This is a genomic window from Pseudomonas sp. PDM02 (genome assembly GCF_014852285.1).
Lineage (GTDB): Bacteria > Pseudomonadota > Gammaproteobacteria > Pseudomonadales > Pseudomonadaceae > Aquipseudomonas > Aquipseudomonas migulae.
Genome location: NZ_JACVBL010000003.1, coordinates 365,181 through 384,263, shown reverse-complemented (window position 1 = coordinate 384,263; position 19,083 = coordinate 365,181). Strand labels below are relative to the sequence as shown.

General features: G+C 60.9%; 16 protein-coding genes. 6 read left to right on the top strand and 10 right to left on the bottom strand.

Features of this window, described 5'->3' with window-relative positions:
* Nucleotides 1-6: 6 nt before the first annotated feature.
* Nucleotides 7-1,593, bottom strand: coding sequence for a glycogen synthase GlgA (glgA, locus tag IB245_RS08085; protein ID WP_192227252.1), 1,587 nt, complete (start codon nt 1,591-1,593; stop codon nt 7-9).
* A 555-nt stretch (nt 1,594-2,148) separates the two neighbouring features.
* On the opposite strand from glgA, the gene IB245_RS08080 reads away from it, so the two are divergent.
* Both IB245_RS08080 and nudC read left to right on the top strand, forming a co-directional pair.
* Nucleotides 2,149-2,961 carry a crotonase/enoyl-CoA hydratase family protein gene (locus IB245_RS08080; RefSeq protein WP_008026262.1) on the top strand — a complete coding sequence of 271 codons (813 nt, stop codon included), beginning with the start codon at nt 2,149-2,151 and terminating at the stop codon, nt 2,959-2,961.
* Nucleotides 2,962-2,968: 7 nt separating this feature from the next.
* Nucleotides 2,969-3,799, top strand: coding sequence for an NAD(+) diphosphatase (gene nudC / locus IB245_RS08075; protein ID WP_192227251.1), 831 nt, complete (start codon nt 2,969-2,971; stop codon nt 3,797-3,799).
* Here the strand turns inward: nudC and IB245_RS08070 are convergent.
* Both IB245_RS08070 and IB245_RS08065 read right to left on the bottom strand, forming a co-directional pair.
* On the bottom strand, nt 3,767-4,546 hold the full coding sequence (locus tag IB245_RS08070) for a TSUP family transporter (RefSeq protein WP_192227250.1): 780 nt from the start codon (nt 4,544-4,546) through the stop codon (nt 3,767-3,769). The genes nudC and IB245_RS08070 overlap by 33 nt on opposite strands.
* 182 nt (nt 4,547-4,728) lie before the next feature.
* Nucleotides 4,729-5,967 (bottom strand): acyl-CoA dehydrogenase family protein, encoded by a 1,239-nt coding sequence (locus IB245_RS08065; RefSeq protein WP_192227249.1) that lies wholly within the window; start codon nt 5,965-5,967, stop codon nt 4,729-4,731.
* A 338-nt stretch (nt 5,968-6,305) separates the two neighbouring features.
* Here IB245_RS08065 and sfnG point away from each other — a divergent pair, with 338 nt between their 5' ends.
* The gene (sfnG, locus tag IB245_RS08060; RefSeq protein WP_192227248.1) at nt 6,306-7,397 is read left to right on the top strand and encodes a dimethylsulfone monooxygenase SfnG; all 1,092 of its coding nucleotides are present in this window, start codon (nt 6,306-6,308) and stop codon (nt 7,395-7,397) included.
* 118 nt (nt 7,398-7,515) lie between these two features.
* Here the strand turns inward: sfnG and IB245_RS08055 are convergent, their stop codons facing one another.
* Entirely contained in the window at nt 7,516-7,992 is a 477-nt protein-coding gene (locus tag IB245_RS08055) for a DUF1348 family protein (protein WP_192227247.1), read from the bottom strand.
* A 56-nt stretch (nt 7,993-8,048) separates the two neighbouring features.
* Nucleotides 8,049-8,612 carry a TetR/AcrR family transcriptional regulator gene (locus IB245_RS08050; protein ID WP_192227246.1) on the bottom strand — a complete coding sequence of 188 codons (564 nt, stop codon included), beginning with the start codon at nt 8,610-8,612 and terminating at the stop codon, nt 8,049-8,051.
* 217 nt (nt 8,613-8,829) lie between these two features.
* Between IB245_RS08050 and pssA the strand changes: the two genes are divergently transcribed.
* Nucleotides 8,830-10,173, top strand: coding sequence for a CDP-diacylglycerol--serine O-phosphatidyltransferase (pssA, locus tag IB245_RS08045; protein ID WP_192227245.1), 1,344 nt, complete (start codon nt 8,830-8,832; stop codon nt 10,171-10,173).
* On the opposite strand, the gene IB245_RS08040 is transcribed toward pssA, so the two are convergent.
* From IB245_RS08040 to efeU, 5 genes are all read right to left on the bottom strand, one after another.
* Nucleotides 10,168-11,346, bottom strand: a complete 1,179-nt coding sequence (locus IB245_RS08040; RefSeq protein ID WP_192227244.1) for an MFS transporter — start codon at nt 11,344-11,346, stop codon at nt 10,168-10,170. The two genes, pssA and IB245_RS08040, sit on opposite strands and share 6 nt — an antisense overlap.
* A 184-nt stretch (nt 11,347-11,530) precedes the next feature.
* Nucleotides 11,531-12,355, bottom strand: coding sequence for an iron uptake system protein EfeO (efeO, locus tag IB245_RS08035; RefSeq protein WP_008038359.1), 825 nt, complete (start codon nt 12,353-12,355; stop codon nt 11,531-11,533).
* Nucleotides 12,356-12,380: 25 nt separating this feature from the next.
* Nucleotides 12,381-13,679 carry an iron uptake transporter deferrochelatase/peroxidase subunit gene (efeB, locus tag IB245_RS08030; RefSeq protein ID WP_192227243.1) on the bottom strand — a complete coding sequence of 433 codons (1,299 nt, stop codon included), beginning with the start codon at nt 13,677-13,679 and terminating at the stop codon, nt 12,381-12,383.
* A gap of 17 nt (nt 13,680-13,696) precedes the next feature.
* Nucleotides 13,697-14,896 carry an iron uptake system protein EfeO gene (gene efeO, locus IB245_RS08025; protein ID WP_192227242.1) on the bottom strand — a complete coding sequence of 400 codons (1,200 nt, stop codon included), beginning with the start codon at nt 14,894-14,896 and terminating at the stop codon, nt 13,697-13,699.
* Nucleotides 14,897-15,036: 140 nt separating this feature from the next.
* Nucleotides 15,037-15,873 carry an iron uptake transporter permease EfeU gene (efeU, locus tag IB245_RS08020; protein ID WP_192227241.1) on the bottom strand — a complete coding sequence of 279 codons (837 nt, stop codon included), beginning with the start codon at nt 15,871-15,873 and terminating at the stop codon, nt 15,037-15,039.
* 273 nt (nt 15,874-16,146) lie between these two features.
* Here efeU and IB245_RS08015 point away from each other — a divergent pair, with 273 nt between their 5' ends.
* Together IB245_RS08015 and IB245_RS08010 are read left to right on the top strand one after the other, a co-directional pair.
* On the top strand, nt 16,147-17,163 hold the full coding sequence (locus tag IB245_RS08015; protein WP_192227240.1) for an AraC family transcriptional regulator: 1,017 nt from the start codon (nt 16,147-16,149) through the stop codon (nt 17,161-17,163).
* A 250-nt stretch (nt 17,164-17,413) separates the two neighbouring features.
* Entirely contained in the window at nt 17,414-19,078 is a 1,665-nt protein-coding gene (locus tag IB245_RS08010) for an AMP-binding protein (RefSeq protein ID WP_008038364.1), read from the top strand.
* Nucleotides 19,079-19,083: the final 5 nt, after the last annotated feature.

Below are 19,083 nucleotides of genomic sequence, written 5' to 3'. Positions count from 1 at the left end.
AACCTCTTACTGTTTGTTCGATTTCCCCAGCGCTTTAGCCACCAGCTGTTCGTAGAGTTCGGCGTAGGGTTCGACGGCTTTGCACCAGTTGAACGGTGCGGCCATGGCCCGGCAACGCATGGCATTGAGCAAGCCAGGAAAGGCGAACACCTTGAAGGCACGGCTCAGGGCTTCCTGATAGCTCTCGACCGTGGATTCGTCGAACAGGAAACCGGTCACGCCATTTTCGATGGTGTCGGCCAGGCCGCCGGTGTTGCGTGCCACCGGCAACGAACCAAAACGCTGGGCGTACATCTGGCTCAAGCCGCACGGTTCATAACGCGAGGGCATCAGCAGGAAATCGCTGCCGGCGAACATGCGGCGGGCGTCGGTTTCGTTGAAGCCGATGCGCACGCCGATCTGCCCTGGAAAGCGCAGGGCCAGTTCACGCATTGCCTGTTCTTCTTCCGGTTCGCCGCGCCCGATGATCGCGATCTGGCCACCGGATTTGACGATGTATTCGGACACGGCTTCCGTCAGGTCCAGGCCTTTCTGATAGACCAGACGCGAGACCACGGCGAACAGCGGACCTTCGGAGTCGTCCAGCCCGAACAGCTCGCGCACGTGCGCCGCGTTGACCGCTTTGCCTTCCCAGTCACCGATGCTGAACGGACGGAACAGGTGGCTGTCAGTGGCGGCGTCCCAGCTCTCATCGATGCCATTGGGAATCCCGCTGAGCAGGCCTTGCTGGGTCTTGGCGGCGAGAAAACCGTCGAGGCCGCAGCCGAAGGCCGGCGTGGTGATTTCCTGGGCGTAGGTGGCGCTGACGGTGGTGATGTGGCTCGAATAAGCCATGCCGGCCTTGAGGAACGACATCTTGCCGTAAAACTCCATGCCTTCCTGTTGCAGGGCATGCGCGGGAATGCCCAGCTCGGGGCACGACCCCAGGCTGGTCACGCCTTGATAAGCGAGGTTGTGAATGGTGAACAGCGTCGGCGTGCGTTGACCGCGCCAGTGCATATAGGCGGGGGCCAGGCCGGCGGGCCAGTCATGGGCGTGCACCAGGTCCGGGCACCAGTGGATTTGTGCGAGGTTGGCGGCGATGTCGGCAGCCGCCAGGCCCAGGCGGGCGAAACGAATATGGTTGTCCGGCCAGTCGCGACCGTTATTGGCGCCGTAAGGTGAACCTTCGCGCTCGTAGAGTTCAGGGCAGATCAACACGTAAATGACCAGTCCGTCAGGCATGTCCATGCGCCCGATCTTGCAGGCAGGCAGCGCGGCATGACCACCAAGTTCACCAATAATATGGATCGGGTTTTCGCTGTGCAGCACTTGCGGGTAACCGGGGATCAGCACACGCACATCGTGCAATTTCGCCATGGCCCGGGGCAGCGCCGCGGAAACGTCACCCAGACCGCCGGTCTTCACCAGGTCGGCGATTTCCGAGGTCACAAACAACACTTTCTTTCTGTTGGGATTCTGACTGACCACCGGCGTCAACGTCTTGGTACCCGTGACGTTGATCGATTGGGCATTTGGGGCGCTCACGGCGCTCGTTTCGCCGACCTGCTGATGAGCACGTTCTCCCTGGATATCTAATGCCGTACTGATCATATGAATCTCCCGTGTTGTTGATCTAGTTCTAGGTCTGGCAAACGGTGTTTCGTGGCCAAATCCTGTGGCCGGGCGCAAACGCGCTACGCATCGGTGAGCAAACGCTGCCCATGCGTTAAAGCAGAATGGCTGGAGTGGCCGTTGCAAGGATTGCACCAGTCGCAACGCACCTACCTTTCAGAGGACCGGCCACAAATGGCAAAAGTTTCGATTTTTTTGACACTTTGTGACCGACCGGTTTTGCCCCGCGAAAAGGAGTCTAGGCCAGAACTTAGAGCGGTGAAGGCCATATGGCAAAATTGTTCGACAATCGGTTCAAAGCGGTACGGACGTACCGGATAGGCAGCCAAACGCCCCGACGAAGGGCATGTTTTTTCGCGATTCAGCCCCAAAAAGTAACCTGGCAGTCACATGAATGTGCGAGGGCGATTACGGCTGCGCACTGTTGTGGTGCGCTCGCAGGTCCCGCTTTTGGCCGAACCGCTGCCTTACTGCGGCGCGGGTTGCCTTGTTATAGTTCGGGCCTCATTTTTTGCCCGGTAAAGGATCACTGCCATGTCTCAGTACACTGCGTTCACCGTCGAACTGGCCGATAAAATTGCCCATGTGCAGATCAATCGTCCGGAAAAGATCAACTCGATGAACGCCGCGTTCTGGAGCGAGATCATCGAGATCTTCCAGTGGATCGATGACACCGACGAAGTCCGGGTGGTGGTGCTCAGCGGCGCCGGCAAACATTTTTCCTCCGGTATCGACCTGATGATGCTGGCCGGCGTGGCCAATGAGCTGGGCAAGGACGTCGGCCGCAATGCGCGCCTGCTGCGCCGCAAGATCCTCGCGCTGCAAGCGTCCTTCAATGCCGTCGACAACTGCCGCAAGCCGGTGCTGGCAGCGATTCAGGGTTATTGCCTGGGTGGCGCGATCGACCTGATTGCCGCCTGCGACATGCGTTATGCCGCCGAAGACGCGCAATTCTCGATCAAGGAAATCGACATCGGCATGGCCGCCGACGTTGGCACCTTGCAACGCTTGCCGCGGATCATCGGTGACGGCATGCTGCGTGAACTGGCTTACACTGGTCGCTCGTTTGGCGCCGAGGAAGCGCGCAGCATCGGCCTGGTCAATCGCGTCTACAGCGACGCCGCCAGCCTGCTCGACGGTGTCATGGGCATTGCCCGGGACATCGCCGGCAAGTCGCCGATTGCGATCACCGGCACCAAAGAGATGATCAGCTACATGCGCGACCATCGCATTGACGACGGCCTTGAATACGTCGCTACCTGGAACGCCGCCATGCTGCAATCCACTGACTTGCGCGTGGCCATGGCCGCCCATATGAGCAAACAGAAACCCGAATTTCTGGATTGATTGAAAAATGACTTCACGCTGGACCACTGCAGTACTGGACACCGATCAACCGGGCGGCTGGGCCGTTGCGCGCAGCCCCGAAGGCTTCCTGCTCGACGACAATGGCGCGCTGTTCCCGCGTGAATGGCTCAAGCGCCAGGACCTGCCGGTTCTGGCCGAACACGGCATCGGTCATCTGGATGGCGAACCGGTCTACCTGCTGGAGCTGCGCAGTCACAGCGAAGTGCCGGGCTGCAACTGGAAAGGCTTGCGGGCGTTCATGCTCGATGGCGATCACGCGGTTTACAAAGTGCTGGGTTATGCCGCGCAGATCGGTACCTGGGCCCGTGAACACCGTTTTTGCGGCAACTGCGGGCAGGCGACCTTGCAGGTGCCGCGTGAGCGGGCGATGTATTGCGAGCCGTGCAATTTGCGCTATTACCCGCGGATTTCGCCGAGCATGATCGTGCTGATCACCCGTGGCGATGAAGTCTTGCTGGCGCGCTCGCCACGGTTTGTCACCGGGGTCTACAGCACGCTGGCGGGATTTGCCGAGCCGGGCGAGTCCGCTGAAGACTGCCTGATTCGCGAGGTGCGTGAAGAGGTGCAGATCGAGGTCAAGAACATCCAGTACATGGGCAGCCAGTGCTGGCCGTTCCCGCACTCGATGATGCTCGGCTTCCACGCCGAGTACGCCGGCGGCGAGATTGTCTGCCAGGAGGACGAGATCGAGGACGCCCAGTGGTTCAACGTGCACGAGCTGCCGCCGTTGCCGGCGTCACGCTCGATTGCCCGTTACCTGATCGACGTCTATGTGGCGCGGCGCTTAGGCCACGCTGAACCAGTGCTGCCAGGCTAGGCGCACGGTCAGACCCAGCACCACGGTGATGAACACCGGGCGAATGAACTTGGCTCCGCCGCTGATGGCGGAGCGCGCACCGAAGAACGCACCGACCATCACCGACAGGCCCATGCTCAGGCCGATGATCCAGTCCACTTGCCCGGAAAAGATGAACACCGACAGCGCCGCAATGTTGCTGACGAAGTTCATGCTGCGCGCCACGCCGCTGGCCTTCACCAGATCGATGGGGTACATCAGCAGGCTGCTCACGGTCCAGAACGCGCCGGTGCCGGGGCCGGCCACGCCGTCGTAGAAGCCGAGGCTGAAGCCTTGGGTCGATTGCCACTTTTTCTTGATCGGTGCGTTGCTGTCCAGCGGCGCTTTCGGCGTGCCACCGAACAACAGGTAGAGGCCGCAGGTGAACACGATCACCGGCAGCATTTTGTTCAGCCATTCGGCGGGCAGGTAATGCGCTACCACGGCACCGGTCAGCGCGCCGACCAAGGTGCCGACGATGGCGTGCACCCACTGCCGGGGATGGAACAGTTTGCGCCGATAGAAGGTGAAACTGGCGGTGGCCGAGCCGAAGGTCGAACTGAGTTTGTTGGTGCCCAGCACCAGGTGCGGCGGCAGGCCGGCGGTCAACAGCGCCGGCGTGGTCAACAGACCACCGCCGCCGGCAATGGCGTCGATGAAACCGGCAATGAAGGCGACGACGGCCAGGATGGCGAGGGTGGTGAGGTCAACGCTGAGTTCGAAAGGCATGGAAATGGGCTTATTCGGCGGGGTGCAGCAAAGGGCTGCGGGGAAGGGCCGATATCTTACCTATATCCAACTTCTGCGGCGACTGGTCTGGCCTCTTCGCGGGCAAGCCTCGCTCCTACGGTTAAGTGTATTCCCCTGTAGGAGCGAGGCTTGCCCGCGAAGACTGACTTGCAGGCGCTACATCACTTGGCGGCCGGCCCATTGCCGATCTGCCACACAAACGGCGGTTCAGTCCCGTTAATCTCCCAATCCCCGACAATCCGCGCCTTGTAAATCACCGGATTATGCGAAGACACGGTCCGCGCATTACGCCAATGCCGGTCCAGCGACTTGCCCTGACGCACACCCGAAGCCCCCAGCGCATTGAACAGCTCGGTGGTCGCCCGCTGAATCAGCTCCGACACCACCACCTGCGCTTTCGCCGATTCGAGTTCCGCCGCAACATTCGCCGCCCGCTCCAGCGCGTCATCCCCCGAAAACCGCGCCAGATACGCCCGCTGCGCCGGTTGTGCGGCCTTCAATGCGCTCGCTTCGGCGGCGTACACCAGCGCAGCCACTTCACCGACGACTTGTTGAACTTGCGAGTCCTCACTGACGCGCTGGGCATTGCCATGGCTGTAAATACGTTTGCGCTCACGTACCTGATACGCCACGTCGCGCAACGCGGCGCGACCGATTCCGGCCAGCGTGGCCAACAACACGAGCTGATAGAACGCCGTCTGGTATTTGAAACGGGTGGCGAAGTCGATGACGTTTTCGGCGTCCACCTCGGCGTCGATAAACCGCGACGTGCCGCTGCCCGTGGTGCGCTGACCGAAACCGTCCCAGTCATCGCTTTGCACGATCCCCGGTTGTCGGGTGCGAACCGCTGCGATGACATCGCCGCCGGTATCACTGCGCTGGGCGTAGACGTCGATCCAGTCGGAAAACAGGCTGCCGGTGCTGTAGAACTTTTCACCGTTGAGCCGCCAGCCGTTGCCGTTGGGCGAGACTTTAGTGATCACGTCGCCAATCGCCACATTGCCGATTTCAGTCCAGGCGCAGCCGACAATGTCGCCGTCGACAAAGCGTTTGAACCACAGATCCCGTGCCGGCCCTGGCGTGGCGTTCAAGCGGTCCTCGGCAAACGCGAAATGCCCGCGCAGTGCCTGGGGCACGTTGGAATCGGCTTCGGCCAGTTCGATCAGCAACTCAAACAGCTGCGGCAGGGAGGCGCCGCCACCCCCATATTCCACCGGCACGCGCACCGCGCCGAAACCGGCTTCCTTCAGCCACTGGATGGGCTCGTAAGGCAGGCTGCGCGACTGTTCACGCTCAACGGCACCGGCGGCGATGCGCTGGAAAATCGGGCGGAATCTCACGGCCAGCGCTTCATAGTCAGTGCCAATGGACAGCGGATTGATTACCTGGTGTTCGGTCATGGGACAGCTCCTTGGATCGGCAGTGGTTGCCAAGGGGGATTGCATGGTCCATGCCGGAGAGGGGCGGCCAGGATTTACTGAAGCGTAGGGATTCAGATTCTGCTTGAACTGTTGCTGGGCCAACAGCGCCGCAGCAAATTGCCCTGACACACCCAGAACCCTGTGGGAGCGAGCCTGCTCGCGATGACGGTTGCACATACAACCCTTTTGTTGGCTGACACACCGCCATCGCCGGCAAGCCGGTCTCGCTCCCACAGGGGGCTTCGGTCGGTACAGGAAAGCACTGGCACGGTTGCTGCTCTCACCCCAGGACTTCCTAACGTCCCGAGGACACGTCAATGAGTCAGCAAGCCGTCAAATTTGCCTACTGGGTGCCGAACGTCAGCGGCGGGCTGGTGGTCAGCAAGATCGAACAACGCACCCACTGGGGCATCGACTACAACCGCAAACTGGCGCAACTGGCCGAAGCGGCGGGGTTCGAATACGCCCTGACGCAGATTCGCTTCACCGCCGGTTACGGTGCCGAGTACCAGCATGAATCGGTCGCCTTCAGCCACGCGCTGCTCGCCGCCACCACCACATTGAAAGTCATCGCGGCGATCCTGCCCGGCCCCTGGCAACCCGCGCTGGCGGCCAAGCAACTGGCGACCATCGATCAACTGACCAACGGCCGCATCGCGGTGAACATCGTCAGCGGTTGGTTCAAGGGTGAATTCCAGGCGATCGGGGAACACTGGCTGGAGCACGACGAGCGCTATCGCCGCTCCGAAGAATTCATTCGCTCGCTCAAAGGCATCTGGAGCCAGGACAACTTCACCTTTCGCGGCGACTTCTACCGTTTCGACAATTACAGCCTCAAACCGAAACCGCTGGGCCAGCCGGAAATCTTCCAGGGCGGCAGCTCCCGTGCAGCACGGGACATGGCGGCGCGAGTTTCGGACTGGTACTTCACCAACGGCAACACGCCGGAAGGCATCAAGGCGCAAGTCGACGATATCCGCAGCAAGGCCGCCGCGAACAATCACACGGTGAAGGTCGGGGTCAACGCGTTCGTCATCGCCCGCGACACCGAAGAAGAGGCACGCGCAGTGCTGGCGCAGATCATCGATCAGGCTGATCCGGAAGCGGTGAATGCCTTTGGCGATGCGGCGAAACAGGCGGGCAGGGCATCACCGGAAGGCGAGGGCAATTGGGCCAAATCGACGTTCGAGGATCTGGTGCAGTACAACGACGGCTTCAAGACCAACCTGATCGGCACGCCGCGGCAAATTGCCGAGCGGATTGTGGCGTTGAAAGCCGTGGGCGTGGATTTGGTGCTGGCGGGGTTTCTGCACTTTCAGGAAGAGGTGGAGTATTTCGGCAAGCGGGTGCTGCCGTTGGTGCGGGAACTGGAGGCCGAGGCCAGCGTGAAACAAGCCGAAGTCGCCTGACCACCACAAACCCCTGTAGGAGCCGGCTTGCTGGCGATAGCGATTTCACAATCAACATCATCGTTGAATGTTATGACGCCATCGCCAGCAAGCCAGCTCCTACAAGGGCGATGTGTGTTTACAGACCTAGGTCAGACAGCCCCGGATGATCATCCGGGCGACGCCCCAGCGGCCAGTGGAACTTGCGGTCGCTTTCCTTGATCGGCATGTCGTTGATGCAGGCGAACCGGTTGGCCATCAGGCCGTTCTCGTCGAACTCCCAGTTTTCGTTGCCGTAGGAACGGAACCAGTTGCCCGAGTCGTCGTGCCATTCATAGGCGTAGCGCACGGCGATGCGGTTGCCGGTGAACGCCCAGAGTTCCTTGATCAGTCGATAGTCCAGTTCCTTGGCCCATTTGCGTGTCAGGAAACCTTTGGCTTCTTCACGGTTGTAGGCGAATTCGGCGCGGTTGCGCCATTTGGTGTCCAGTGTGTAGGCCAGGGACACGCGCTCAGCATCACGGGAGTTCCAGCCATCTTCGGCCAGGCGAACTTTTTCGATGGCCGATTCACGGGTAAACGGCGGCAATGGCGGACGAACTTCGGCGTTAGACATTTAAAGTCTCCCAATAAGATTAAAGTTCAAGCAAGTTGTCGGGCTTGTTTAAAGTGTTACAGGTCCAATAACTTTCGCGCCATGCATTGCGCATTATCGGCGGCACTGTGATCACCCATGACAAGCGCCACGGTAATGGCGCCATCGATCAGGATCAGCAGCTGTTTGGCCAGCGTCTCCGGGTCGGTTGCGCCATGTTCGGTGCAGAGCTCGCGCACATAGTCGAGCAGCTTCTGTTTGTGTTCTTTGGCGACCAGCCGGACCGGGTCTTGCGGGTCGCCGGTTTCACCGCTGGTGTTGATGAAAGCGCAGCCACGGAAGCCTTCGGAGGCAAACCAGGCCTTGAGCACGGTAAACAGGTTGAGCAGCCGGTCGGCCGGGGTTTCGGCCTGGTCGACGGCACTTCTGTACCAGAGCATCCAGCGCACGTCGCGGCGTTGCAGGGCGGCGACGGTCAACTCCTCCTTGTTGGCGAAGTAGCGGTAGATGCTTTTTCTGGAGACGCCGGCGGTTTTCACCAGAAGATCCATGCCCGTGGCAGCGATGCCACTTTTGTAGATCAACTTTTCGGTGACATCCAGAATGATGTCGCGTGTGTCGTTGCTAGTGATTTCGTTCATGGGGCATACAGTAGAACGATCGTTCTCCTTGGTCAAATATTATTTTGTGTTGACCATTAAATCGCCTTCGCGGGCAAGCCTCGCTCCTACAAGGGAGCACGATTGACTGTAGGAGCGAGGCTTGCCCGCGAAGAGGTCATTACAGACCGTAACAAGACCTAACCCCCTCCATGGTGTAAGCTCTCAACCTCTCCGGATTCGACCCATTGCGAGCCCTATGCCGTCGCTTTTCAAACGCTCTCTGCTGCCCAAACTGCGCAGTTTTCCGCTGACCGCCGATGCCGTCACCATCCTCTCTGGCGCTGCCGAATTCCGTCGTTGCCTGTTGGAAAAAATTGCCCAGGCGACCCGGCGCATCTATATCGTCGCGCTGTACCTGCAACAGGATGAAGCCGGCCAGGAAATTCTCGATGCCTTGCACGCCGCCAAACTGGCGCGTCCGGACCTGGACGTGGTGGTGGTCGTCGATTGGCTGCGCGCCCAGCGTGGCTTGATCGGTGCCGGCAAACAGCCGGGCAATTCGGCGTGGTATCAGGAAACCACCCGAACCCATGCCAGCGTGGTCCCGGTGTACGGTGTGCCAGTGCAGACCCGCGAGCTGTTCGGCGTGCTGCATTTGAAAGGCTTCGTGATCGATGATTGCGTGATCTACAGCGGTGCGAGCCTGAACAACGTTTATCTGCACAAATTCGACAAATACCGCTACGACCGTTATCACCTGCTGCACAACGGTGCCCTGGCCGATTCGATGCAGCACCTGGTTCAGCACGGCCTGGTCGCCTCGAAAGCGGTGCATCGCCTCGATTTGCCGAACCTGCCGACCACCCGCAGCCTGCGCCACGACATCGGCGACCTGCGCAGCCGCCTGAAACATGCGGCGTACGACACCACGACGGGCAGTACGGTTAAAGACGGTTTGTCGGTCAGCCCATTGCTTGGGGTCGGCAAGAACAACCCGTTGAGCCGGGTAATCTGCGAGTTGATCGCCAGTGCCCAGCATCAACTGACGATCTGCACGCCGTACTTCAACCTGCCGTTGGCGGTGACCCGGGAGATCAACCGGGCATTGGCTCGGGGTGTGAAGATCGACATCGTGGTCGGCGACAAAACCGCCAACGACTTCTACATCCCGCCTAGCGAGCCGTTCAAGGTGATCTCGGCGTTGCCGTACCTCTACGAGATCAGCCTGCGGCGTTTCGCCAAGCGTCATCATCGCAGCGTCGACAGCGGTCAGTTGAACCTGCACCTGTGGAAGGACGGCGATAACACCTATCACCTTAAAGGCATGTGGGTCGATCAGCGTTACACCTTGCTGACCGGCAACAACCTCAATCCGCGCGCATTCCGTCTCGACCTGGAAAACGCGCTGCTGATTGATGACCCCAAAAGTGAATTGCTGCAGCCGCGTCGCAGTGAACTGGCGGAGATCTTCCAGCACACCACCCGCATCGAGCGTTATCAGGACCTGCAAACCCTGCCGGATTACCCGGCGGGCGTGGCCAAGTTCCTCAAGCGTGTCAGTCGCGTGCGCATTGAACGCTTGCTCTATCGCATCCTATAAAGCCTGACGCTGCCGGGGCCCTGGCCACAGGGCCACCAGCAGCAACAGCGCAGCCGCCACCAGATACGGCAAACGCGGTTCGATGCCGTAGATCAGCGTGGCGGTCAACGGCCCGATCACCACGCCGAACCCCTGGGCTGCGCCGATGGAGCCTGCGGTCGCGCCTTGCTCCGAGGCCTCGACCGCATTGGCGGCAAGCGCGGCGAAGGACGGGAAAATCAGGCCCATGCCGCTCGCCGAGACAAAGAACCCCAGCCATAACCCCCACGCCGAATCGACCATGATGCTGCCGGAAAACCCCAGCGCAGCGACCATCGCGCCGACCCGGATCAGCCGTAGCGGCGGCCATTCCAGTCGACGCACAACCAGCTGCGAACAGATCAACGCGAAGCCGACCATGGTCAGGGCGATACCGGCCGTTTGTGCGGCGTCGGCCGGGCTCATGCCCAGTCGATCGATGGCGAAGAAGCCGACGGTGATCTGCGCGACAGAAACGCACAGCATCGCCACGAACGCGACCGCCATGGGCCGGCGCAACCGTGGATCGTTGAGGTGCACCTTGCGCGGTGCCTGGCGCAAGTGCAGTTCCTGGGCCTTGAGCTTGTAACGCAGCACGAGGAATGCCATCAGCGGTAGAAACGCCATGGCGTAGAAGGGCAGGCTCAGGCTGTATCGGGACAGCAACGCCGCTATCGCCGGGCCGATCACCAGCCCGCAGGCGTTGGCAGCGCCCAATGCGGCCATGGCTTTGGCGCGGTGTTGCGGCTCGACGTTGTCGGCAATCAGTGCATTGCAGCCGACCGGGATCGCCGCATAGAACACGCCGATCAGCCCGCGTCCGAGCATCAGCCCGATAAACGCCAGCGCCGCTGAAGGCAGGAATCGCAAAGACGTGTCGATGAACAGGCACAAGGCCCAATAGGCGAGGGTGAATCCCGCAGTGCCGAGCAACAGAATGCGTCGTCGTCCGAAGCGGTCGCTGGCCTGGCCCCATGGACGCGCCAGCACCATCCAGATCACCCCGGACACCGTCACCGCTGCCCCGGCCTGCCAGGTGGCCAGGCCCAAGACCCGGGCGATGGGCCCGATCAAAGAAACGAACGCCATCATTGCCATGGTGCAGGCCATGTTGGCGACCATGAGCGGGCGCAGGTCGAAGGTTGAAGCGGACATGGGTGAGTCTTCCGTGAGCTTTTATTATTGGCGGGGGATGGTAGCAGGAGGGGGATGTGTAGGGGCTGAAAATGCCTTCGCGGGCAAGTCGAATCGTCGCACCGCTCGCTCCTACAGGGGATCGCATACCTCTGTAGGAGCGAGGCTTGCCCGCGAAGGGGTCCGCTCAGACGCTACAAAAAAATCAATTCAACCCAAGTTTCCCACGCAACGTCGACAAATCCTCAGCCAACGTATTCACCGGCCCGACCAGCGCCTTACGGTCGCTGTCCTTCACTTTGTCATAGGTCTCAAAACCGCCATCCCTGGTTTTATACTTCGCCAGCGTCTTGTTCACTGTGGCAAAGTTTTTGTCGACCTTGGCAATGAACGCCGCGTCCTGCTTCTCGATCTGTGGACGGAACAGGTCGACGATTTTCTTCGCGCCGTCGATGTTGCCCTGGAAGTCATACAGGTCGGTGTGGCTGTAACGATCCTCTTCGCCGGAGATCTTGGTGGCGGCGACTTCTTCCAGCAGTGCCGCCGCGCCGCCCACCACTTTTTCAGGCGGGAAGGTCAGGCCGGCCACGCGGGTTTGCAGGTCCTTAACGTCTTTGTTCAAGCCATCCGCCAGTTCGCCCAGGCCCTTGGTGCTCTTCTCGGAGAACAGCGAGTATTCGATGCGGTGGAAACCGGTGAAGTCTTCGGCTTTCACGCCTTTTTCGTGGTCGTCGACACGGGAGTCGATGGAGGCGTCGAGGTCACTGAACAGCTCGGCAATCGGCTCGATCGATTCGTAGTAAACCCGGGTCGGCGCGTAGAGTTTTTGCGCGGTGGCGAGGTCACCTTTCTTCACCGCATCGGTGAATTTCTGAGTGTGGCTGGCCAGTTCGTCCAGTTGCTCGGTGACGTAGATCTTGTAATCCGAAATTGGCCCCACCAGTTCCAGCGGCGCCGTCGCCGCGAAAGCCGAAAACGGGGTGTTGAGCAAACCAAGGGTCAGCAATAACGCGAGTGGCGACTTTTTCATGGGACGGTTCCGTGTTGGGGGTTGGTTAGGCGGTGGCTTTTGTTTGTGTGGCGTTGAGCAGCGAGCGACCGATGAAATCCTGGTCGCCCGTCACACCCGGCAGGGTGAAGAAGTACCCGCCGCCGACCGGCTTGAGGTACTCCTCGAGTGGCTCGCCATTGAGTCGGGTTTGCACGGTGATGAAGCCTTTTTCCAGGTCGGCCTGGTAGCAGATGAACAGCAAGCCCATGTCCAGCTGACCGTTCTTGTTCACGCCGTTGGAGTAGTTGAACGGCCGGCGCAGGATCAGGTTGGCCTGACTCGCGGCGGTGCGCGGGTTGGCCAGGCGGATGTGCGCGTCGAGCTTGGTCAGCTTGCCTTCCGGGTCCTTGGCGTAGTCCGGCACCTCGGTTTCGTGGGCACCGCCCATGGGCGCGCCGGTGCTTTTGACCCGGCCGAGAATGCTTTCCTGTTCCTGCAACGGCGTGCGGTCCCAGCGCTCGACGAAGTTGCGGATGATCCGCACCGCTTGATAGCTGCCGTTGACGGCCCACGCCGGTTCGTCGCTGCCGGGCTGGACCCAGACGATGCGATCCATGGCCTTGGCGTCGTTGGAATCGGGGTTGGCCGAGCCGTCGCGAAAGCCCAGAAAGTTACGCGCGCTCTGCGCCGGCACACCGGGTTTCGCCGGTGCCTGGGGCGGCACGCTGCCTTCCTGTTTCCAGCGCACCAGCAGCAAGTCCGGCAGGTTTTTCACGATGTCGCGCAGGGCGTGGATGTTGGTGTCGGTGGTGTTGGCGCAGAACTGCAAACTCAGGTCGCCGTGGCAGCAATCGGCTTCCAGCGCATCGTTGGGGAAACCGACCATGCGGCTCAGCCGTTTCGGTTTGGCGTGGGCCAGGCCGAAGCGTTCGTCGAACAACGATTCACCCACCGAGACGGTGATGGTCAGGTTGTCCGGCGTAACCACCGGGCCAAGAATCCCTGAATCCACCGGCGGCAGTTTCGGATCGACCTGCGCCACCGGGCCGCCCTTCATCAGGAACGCGATGCGCTCATTGAGCGTGCGGAACAGCCGTTCGAGGTCTTCGCGGTCACTGGCCAACACATCAAACGACACCAACATGCCCGACGCCGGGCGCGGGGTGACGATGCCGCTTTGGTGCTGGCCGTGGAAGTCGTGGTGGTCTTCGGTCCGGTCGCTGCTCGGTGCTTCGGTGACTTGCGCGGGGCTGGCGGCCATGGCCGGGCAGCTCAATGCAGAACCGGCCAACGCCACACCGGCGGCCCCCATGCCCATCAATACCCGGCGACGCTGGAGGTTGAATTGCTCTGAATCGTTCATCTGAATGTCGTCTTCTGCTACAGGCCGGAAAGGCCAAGGGCGGGATCGATTCCATCGAGTGCATCGGCCAGTGCCTTGGCCTTGTCGGCGATCTGTTTGCGTTGCGCGGCGCCGACCGTGTCATAGCTCGCATAGCCGTCCTTGACCTTGAAACCGTTGAGTTCGGCATCAAGGCTGACGATTGCGCTGTCGAGGGTTGGCAGCAGTTCGGCGGCGGACTTGGTCAGCAGCGGACGCAACAGGTCGACGACTTTGCGGGCAGCTTCGAGGTTGCCGGCGAAACCGTACAAGTCGGTGTGGCTGTAGCGTTCTTCTTCACCGCTGCTGGCGCGCACGTCACCGAGGTTATTGAGGTTGCGCACCACGATGCTGACCAGTTGTTCCGGGGGCAGCGATTGCGCGAGCAGTTGTTGCTTGAGCGTGGTGACGTCGGTCAGCAGCTGTTGGGCTACCGGTGTCAGGCCGTCGAGGTTGCGTTGCTGGAACAGCGCATATTCCAGGCGATGGAAACCCACGAAGCCGGGATCCTGCTCACGCTTTTCGAAGTAATCGGCACGGGCGTTGATGGTGTTGTCCAGTTCCGCCAGGCGTTGTGTGGCCGGGGCAATGCGTTGATAGGCACTGCGCGCCGGGACGTACAACGCTTGCGCCTGGCTCAGGTCACCGGCTTCGATGGCTTGTTCGAGCGCGGTGACGGCCTTGATCAACGCGGTGCTCTGGCTGCTCAGGTAAACGCGGAACTCCGACAACGGCCCGACGAAAGCCACCATCGACGGCTTGGCTTTGGCCGCGGCATCGGACGCCGCGGTCGGTGTCACGTGCAACGTGCCACGCGGGTTGCTCAGCAGGCCGCAGGTGATCGCGTAATCGCCGGGCAACAGGTTGGCGTTGATTACCTGACTCAGGCCGGGCGCGATGTTTTCCCGTTCTTCGACCACCAGCACGCCGTCAAGGATCTCCCATTCAACGGCACGATCCGAGCGGTTGACGATGCGGAAACTGGCGCGACCGGCCGGCACCGTCAACGCGTTCGGTTCGCAGCTGTGGGGGTGAATGGTCACCAGCACTTCGTCATGGTTGGCCTGGCGTTTGGCCGCGGCCATTTTCGAGGCGTAGTAGAACAGGCCGCCGGCGGCGATCATCACGATCACCGAACCGGCCACCGCCCAGCGCAAGGCGCGGGGAGGGGAGGCCTGGGGAGGGGCTTGATTTGACATGGATGCCCTTACTGACTGGAAAAAATGCATTGGCGCACGCCTACCCTGTGGGAGCGAGACCGGCTTGCCGGCGATGGTCGTTAACGATGACGCTGGAGGCCTGATGCACCGCGGCGCTCTTATCGCGAGCAAGCTTGCTCCTACAAAGAAGCGGAAGAAGGTTGTTTAGCGGGTGCGGGCGCCGGGAGAAAAAACATCACCAACGCCACCAGCAGGTAAATCAGATAAGCGCCGAGGGTGCTGACGGTGGGTGCGTCCTGGTAGCCGAACATCCCGGCCAGCACCGAGCCCAGCGGGCCGTCCATTGGCAGCGTGGTGCTGAAGTCGAACAACACGGTTTGCAGGTGATTCCACACCCCGGCCTCATGCAGCGCCTGCACCGAGTTGGCGAGAATGCCGGCGGCTACCACGAGGATGAACAGCCCGGTCCAGCGAAAGAACGCGCCGAGGTTCAGGCGCATGCTGCCGGTGTAAATGAGGAAGCCAACGATGATCGCCAGGATCAGGCCGAGCAGGGCGCCAATCGGGGCCGCCGGACCTTCGCTTTGCTGGAACACCGCGAGCAGGAAAAACACCGTTTCCAGGCCTTCCCGAGCGACGGCGAAAAACACCATGGCGATCAGCGCCGTGACCTGATGTTTAGAGCCAGTCAGCGCCTGATCGAGGGAGACGTGCAGCGAATGCTTGATCGAACGCGCCACCTTGCGCATCCAGAACACCATGGAACTGAGGATGCCGACCGCCACCAGGCCGACCACACCTTCAAACAGTTCCTGTTGTTTCTGCGGGAACTCAGCGCTGACCAGTTCCAGGCCGCCGCCCACCAGCAGGGCCAGTGCGGCGGCGAGAAACACACCGATCCACACGGCCGGCATCCACTGGCCACGACCGGTTTGCTTGAGGTAGCTGGCGATGATGCCGACGATCAATGCGGCCTCGATGCCTTCGCGCAGCATGATCAGAAAAGGAACAAGCATTCAGCACCGTCGTGGAATTAGATAGGGTGCTAATTTGTAACATAATGACACTCATTCCCAAATGCCAATAGTTGACATTTACCTGAACCTAACCTGAACAACCCTCAACATCACCCAAGTACCCCCTGTAGGAGCGAGGCTTGCCCGCGAAGAACGATTACACGGTTTCACGGCAAGACCGAGTCGACTGCTTCGCGGGCAAGCCTCGCTCCTACAAGGACGCGGCCTGAGCTACTATGCCCTCCACTCAAACAACAGGGCACACCCCGCGCAATGTCGGAAAAAGACACCATTTCCATTCAACTGGTGCGTGAAGCGCTGTTGCAAAGTTGCGCCCCTGGCGCTGCCACCGACGAGGTGTTGAACAAGGTCGGCATCGATCCGGCGCTGCTGGAGTCCGCCGTTGCCCGTGTCCCGGCCACGGCCTATGCGCGTTTGTGGCGGTTGCTGGCCCGGCGTGGCGACGATGAGTTTTTTGGCATGGACCCGCGCAAGCTCAAATCCGGCAGCCTGGAGTTCCTGTGCCGCTGCTCGATGGTCCAGCCGAGCCTGGCCGCCGGCCTGACTTCGGGGCTGGGGTTTCTGTCGTTGATGCTCGAACACCTGCCCGCGCAGCTGGTTCGTCAGCAAAGTCTCGCGGAAATCGTCTTGCTGGAAGACGACCAGGACCCTCGCCGCGCGTTCACCTATTTCACCTACTGGATGATCGTTCACGGTGTTGCGTGTTGGCTGGCCGGGCGGCGGATTCCTATTCTGGCCATCGAGTTGCGCTGCCCGGAACCGGATTTCTGTGATGACTATCAGGTGATGTTTTCCGAGAACCTGCGTTTCGACCGGCCGCGTACCCGAATGATTTTTTCGGCCGATTGCCTGGACCTGCCGATCAAGCGCAGCGCGGAAGAACTCAAGCGCTTCCTGGCCCATGCGCCGGCCAATATTCTGGTCAAGTACCGCGACCCGGAGAGTCTGGCGAGTCGGATCAAGCACGATTTGCGGCAATTGCCCGCCGAGAATTGGCCGGAAACCGAACCTCTGGCACAGCAACTGTGCATGTCGGCCTCGACCTTGCGGCGGCGGCTGGCGGAGGAGGGGCAGACCTATCAAGGCCTCAAGGACGGCGTGCGCAAGGAACTGGCCATTGTCTGGCTGGCGGAGCCAAGTATCAGCTTCGCCGAAATCGCCACGCGGCTGGGGTTTGCCGATGCGAGCTCGTTCTACAAGGCGTTTCGCAAGTGGTCGGGGTCGAATCCGGGGCATTATCGGAGTTTGATTCTGACCGAGGCGAGCTGATCCGGGTTTTGTGATGATTGGGCGGGCCTCTTCGCGGGCAAGCCTCGCTCCTACAGGATTAACACTGAACCTGTAGGAGCGAGGCTTGCCCGCGAAGGCGTCAAACCAGGCGCCACATCTGTTGGATCTTGGCCAAACCAGTCAGACAACTTGATAGCTTTGACCATTGCCCCACCCCCCGCGCAGAGCGAGTATTTCCCTGTTGGTTACGCTTCCCCCAACCTAATAAAAATACCGAGGGATTCTGGCAATGCGCGATTACTTGTCTGCCACGTCACAGTTCAATTATCAGCACACCGTCGACGCCGCACTCGCGGGTAACCTGACGGCCCTCAATGCCTGTGTCGAGTGTTGCGACCGGCATGCGTTACCAGGTCGCATCGCGCTGTTCTGGGAAGGCCGGGACGGCACCAGTGCGACGTACACCTTCAGCGACTTGCAGGACAAGGCTGCACGTTTCGCCAATTTCCTGCTGGCGCAGGGCGTAAAGAAAGGCGACAAGGTCGCCGGCCTGCTGCCGCGCAATATCGAATTATTGATCACCGTGTTCGCCACCTGGCGCATCGGCGCGGTGTATCAGCCGCTGTTCACCGCGTTCGGCCCAAAGGCCATCGAACATCGCTTGAGCAGCTCCGGTGCCAAAGTGGTGGTGACCGACGCGGTCAATCGCTCGAAACTCGCTGAAGTCGCCGACTGCCCGACCATCGTCACCGTCGGTGGTGCAAAAGGCCAGGGCATCGTCCGTGGCGATTTCAGTTTCTGGGCCGAACTGGCCAATTATTCCGCTGACTGCGAACCGGTGCTGCTGACCGGCGAAGACCCGTTCCTGCTGATGTTCACCTCCGGCACCACCGGCCCGTCGAAAGCGCTGTCGGTGCCGCTCAAGGCAATCGTCGCGTTCGAGAGCTACACCCGCGACGCCGTGGACCTGCGCCCTGAAGACGCGTTCTGGAACGTTGCCGATCCGGGTTGGGCCTACGGCATCTATTTCGGCGTCACCGGGCCGATGGCGATGGGGCATCCGATCACCTTTTACGATGGCCCGTTCACCCTCGAAAGCACCTGCCGGGTGATCAACAAATACGGGATCACCAACCTCACTGGCTCACCGACTGCGTATCGTCTGTTGATCGCCGGTGGCGACGAGTTCGCTAAGTCGATCAAAGGCAAGCTGCGCATCGTCAGCAGCGCCGGCGAGCCGTTGAACCCGGAAGTGATCCGCTGGTTCGCCGACAACCTCGGCGTAGTCATTCACGACCATTACGGCCAGACCGAATTGGGCATGGTCCTGTGCAACCACCACGGCCTCGATCATCCGATCCACATGGGCGCCGCCGGTTTTGCTTCGCCGGGCCACCGCATCGTGGTGCTGGATGAGGAGTACAAGGAACTGGGTGTCGGCCAACCCGGCATCCTCGCCATCGACCGCACTCAGTCGCCAATGTGCTGGTTCAACGGCTACGAAGGCGCACCGACCAAAGCCTTCGTCGGCAACTATTACCTGAGCGGCGACACCGTCGAGTGGAACCCGGACGGCAGCATCAGCTTCGTCGGCCGCAGTGACGACGTGATCACCACTTCCGGCTATCGCGTCGGCCCGTTCGATGTGGAAAGCGCATTGATCGAACACCCGGCCGTCGTCGAAGCCGCCGTGGTGGGCAAACCCGATCCGGAGCGCACCGAACTGGTCAAAGCCTTCGTCGTGCTCAGCGCGCAATACCGCGCCGCGCCGGAGTTGGCCGAAGAACTGCGCCAACATGTGCGCAAACGTCTGGCCGCGCACTCTTACCCGCGTGAAATCGAATTTGTCAGCGAGTTGCCGAAAACCCCAAGCGGCAAATTGCAGCGCTTTATCTTGCGCAACCAGGAAATCGCCAAGGCTCAAGAGGCCGCAGCGAAGAACGTTTCAGCTTGAATCCA

What these genes read in the sequence shown, in the direction of transcription:
- glgA (WP_192227252.1), bottom strand. Translation starts at nt 1,593, where the DNA reads ATGATCAGTACGGCATTAGATATCCAGGGAGAACGTGCTCATCAGCAG.
- IB245_RS08080 (WP_008026262.1), top strand. Translation starts at nt 2,149, where the DNA reads ATGTCTCAGTACACTGCGTTCACCGTCGAACTGGCCGATAAAATTGCC.
- nudC (WP_192227251.1), top strand. Translation starts at nt 2,969, where the DNA reads ATGACTTCACGCTGGACCACTGCAGTACTGGACACCGATCAACCGGGC.
- IB245_RS08070 (WP_192227250.1), bottom strand. Translation starts at nt 4,546, where the DNA reads ATGCCTTTCGAACTCAGCGTTGACCTCACCACCCTCGCCATCCTGGCC.
- IB245_RS08065 (WP_192227249.1), bottom strand. Translation starts at nt 5,967, where the DNA reads ATGACCGAACACCAGGTAATCAATCCGCTGTCCATTGGCACTGACTAT.
- sfnG (WP_192227248.1), top strand. Translation starts at nt 6,306, where the DNA reads ATGAGTCAGCAAGCCGTCAAATTTGCCTACTGGGTGCCGAACGTCAGC.
- IB245_RS08055 (WP_192227247.1), bottom strand. Translation starts at nt 7,992, where the DNA reads ATGTCTAACGCCGAAGTTCGTCCGCCATTGCCGCCGTTTACCCGTGAA.
- IB245_RS08050 (WP_192227246.1), bottom strand. Translation starts at nt 8,612, where the DNA reads ATGAACGAAATCACTAGCAACGACACACGCGACATCATTCTGGATGTC.
- pssA (WP_192227245.1), top strand. Translation starts at nt 8,830, where the DNA reads ATGCCGTCGCTTTTCAAACGCTCTCTGCTGCCCAAACTGCGCAGTTTT.
- IB245_RS08040 (WP_192227244.1), bottom strand. Translation starts at nt 11,346, where the DNA reads ATGTCCGCTTCAACCTTCGACCTGCGCCCGCTCATGGTCGCCAACATG.
- efeO (WP_008038359.1), bottom strand. Translation starts at nt 12,355, where the DNA reads ATGAAAAAGTCGCCACTCGCGTTATTGCTGACCCTTGGTTTGCTCAAC.
- efeB (WP_192227243.1), bottom strand. Translation starts at nt 13,679, where the DNA reads ATGAACGATTCAGAGCAATTCAACCTCCAGCGTCGCCGGGTATTGATG.
- efeO (WP_192227242.1), bottom strand. Translation starts at nt 14,896, where the DNA reads ATGTCAAATCAAGCCCCTCCCCAGGCCTCCCCTCCCCGCGCCTTGCGC.
- efeU (WP_192227241.1), bottom strand. Translation starts at nt 15,873, where the DNA reads ATGCTTGTTCCTTTTCTGATCATGCTGCGCGAAGGCATCGAGGCCGCA.
- IB245_RS08015 (WP_192227240.1), top strand. Translation starts at nt 16,147, where the DNA reads ATGTCGGAAAAAGACACCATTTCCATTCAACTGGTGCGTGAAGCGCTG.
- IB245_RS08010 (WP_008038364.1), top strand. Translation starts at nt 17,414, where the DNA reads ATGCGCGATTACTTGTCTGCCACGTCACAGTTCAATTATCAGCACACC.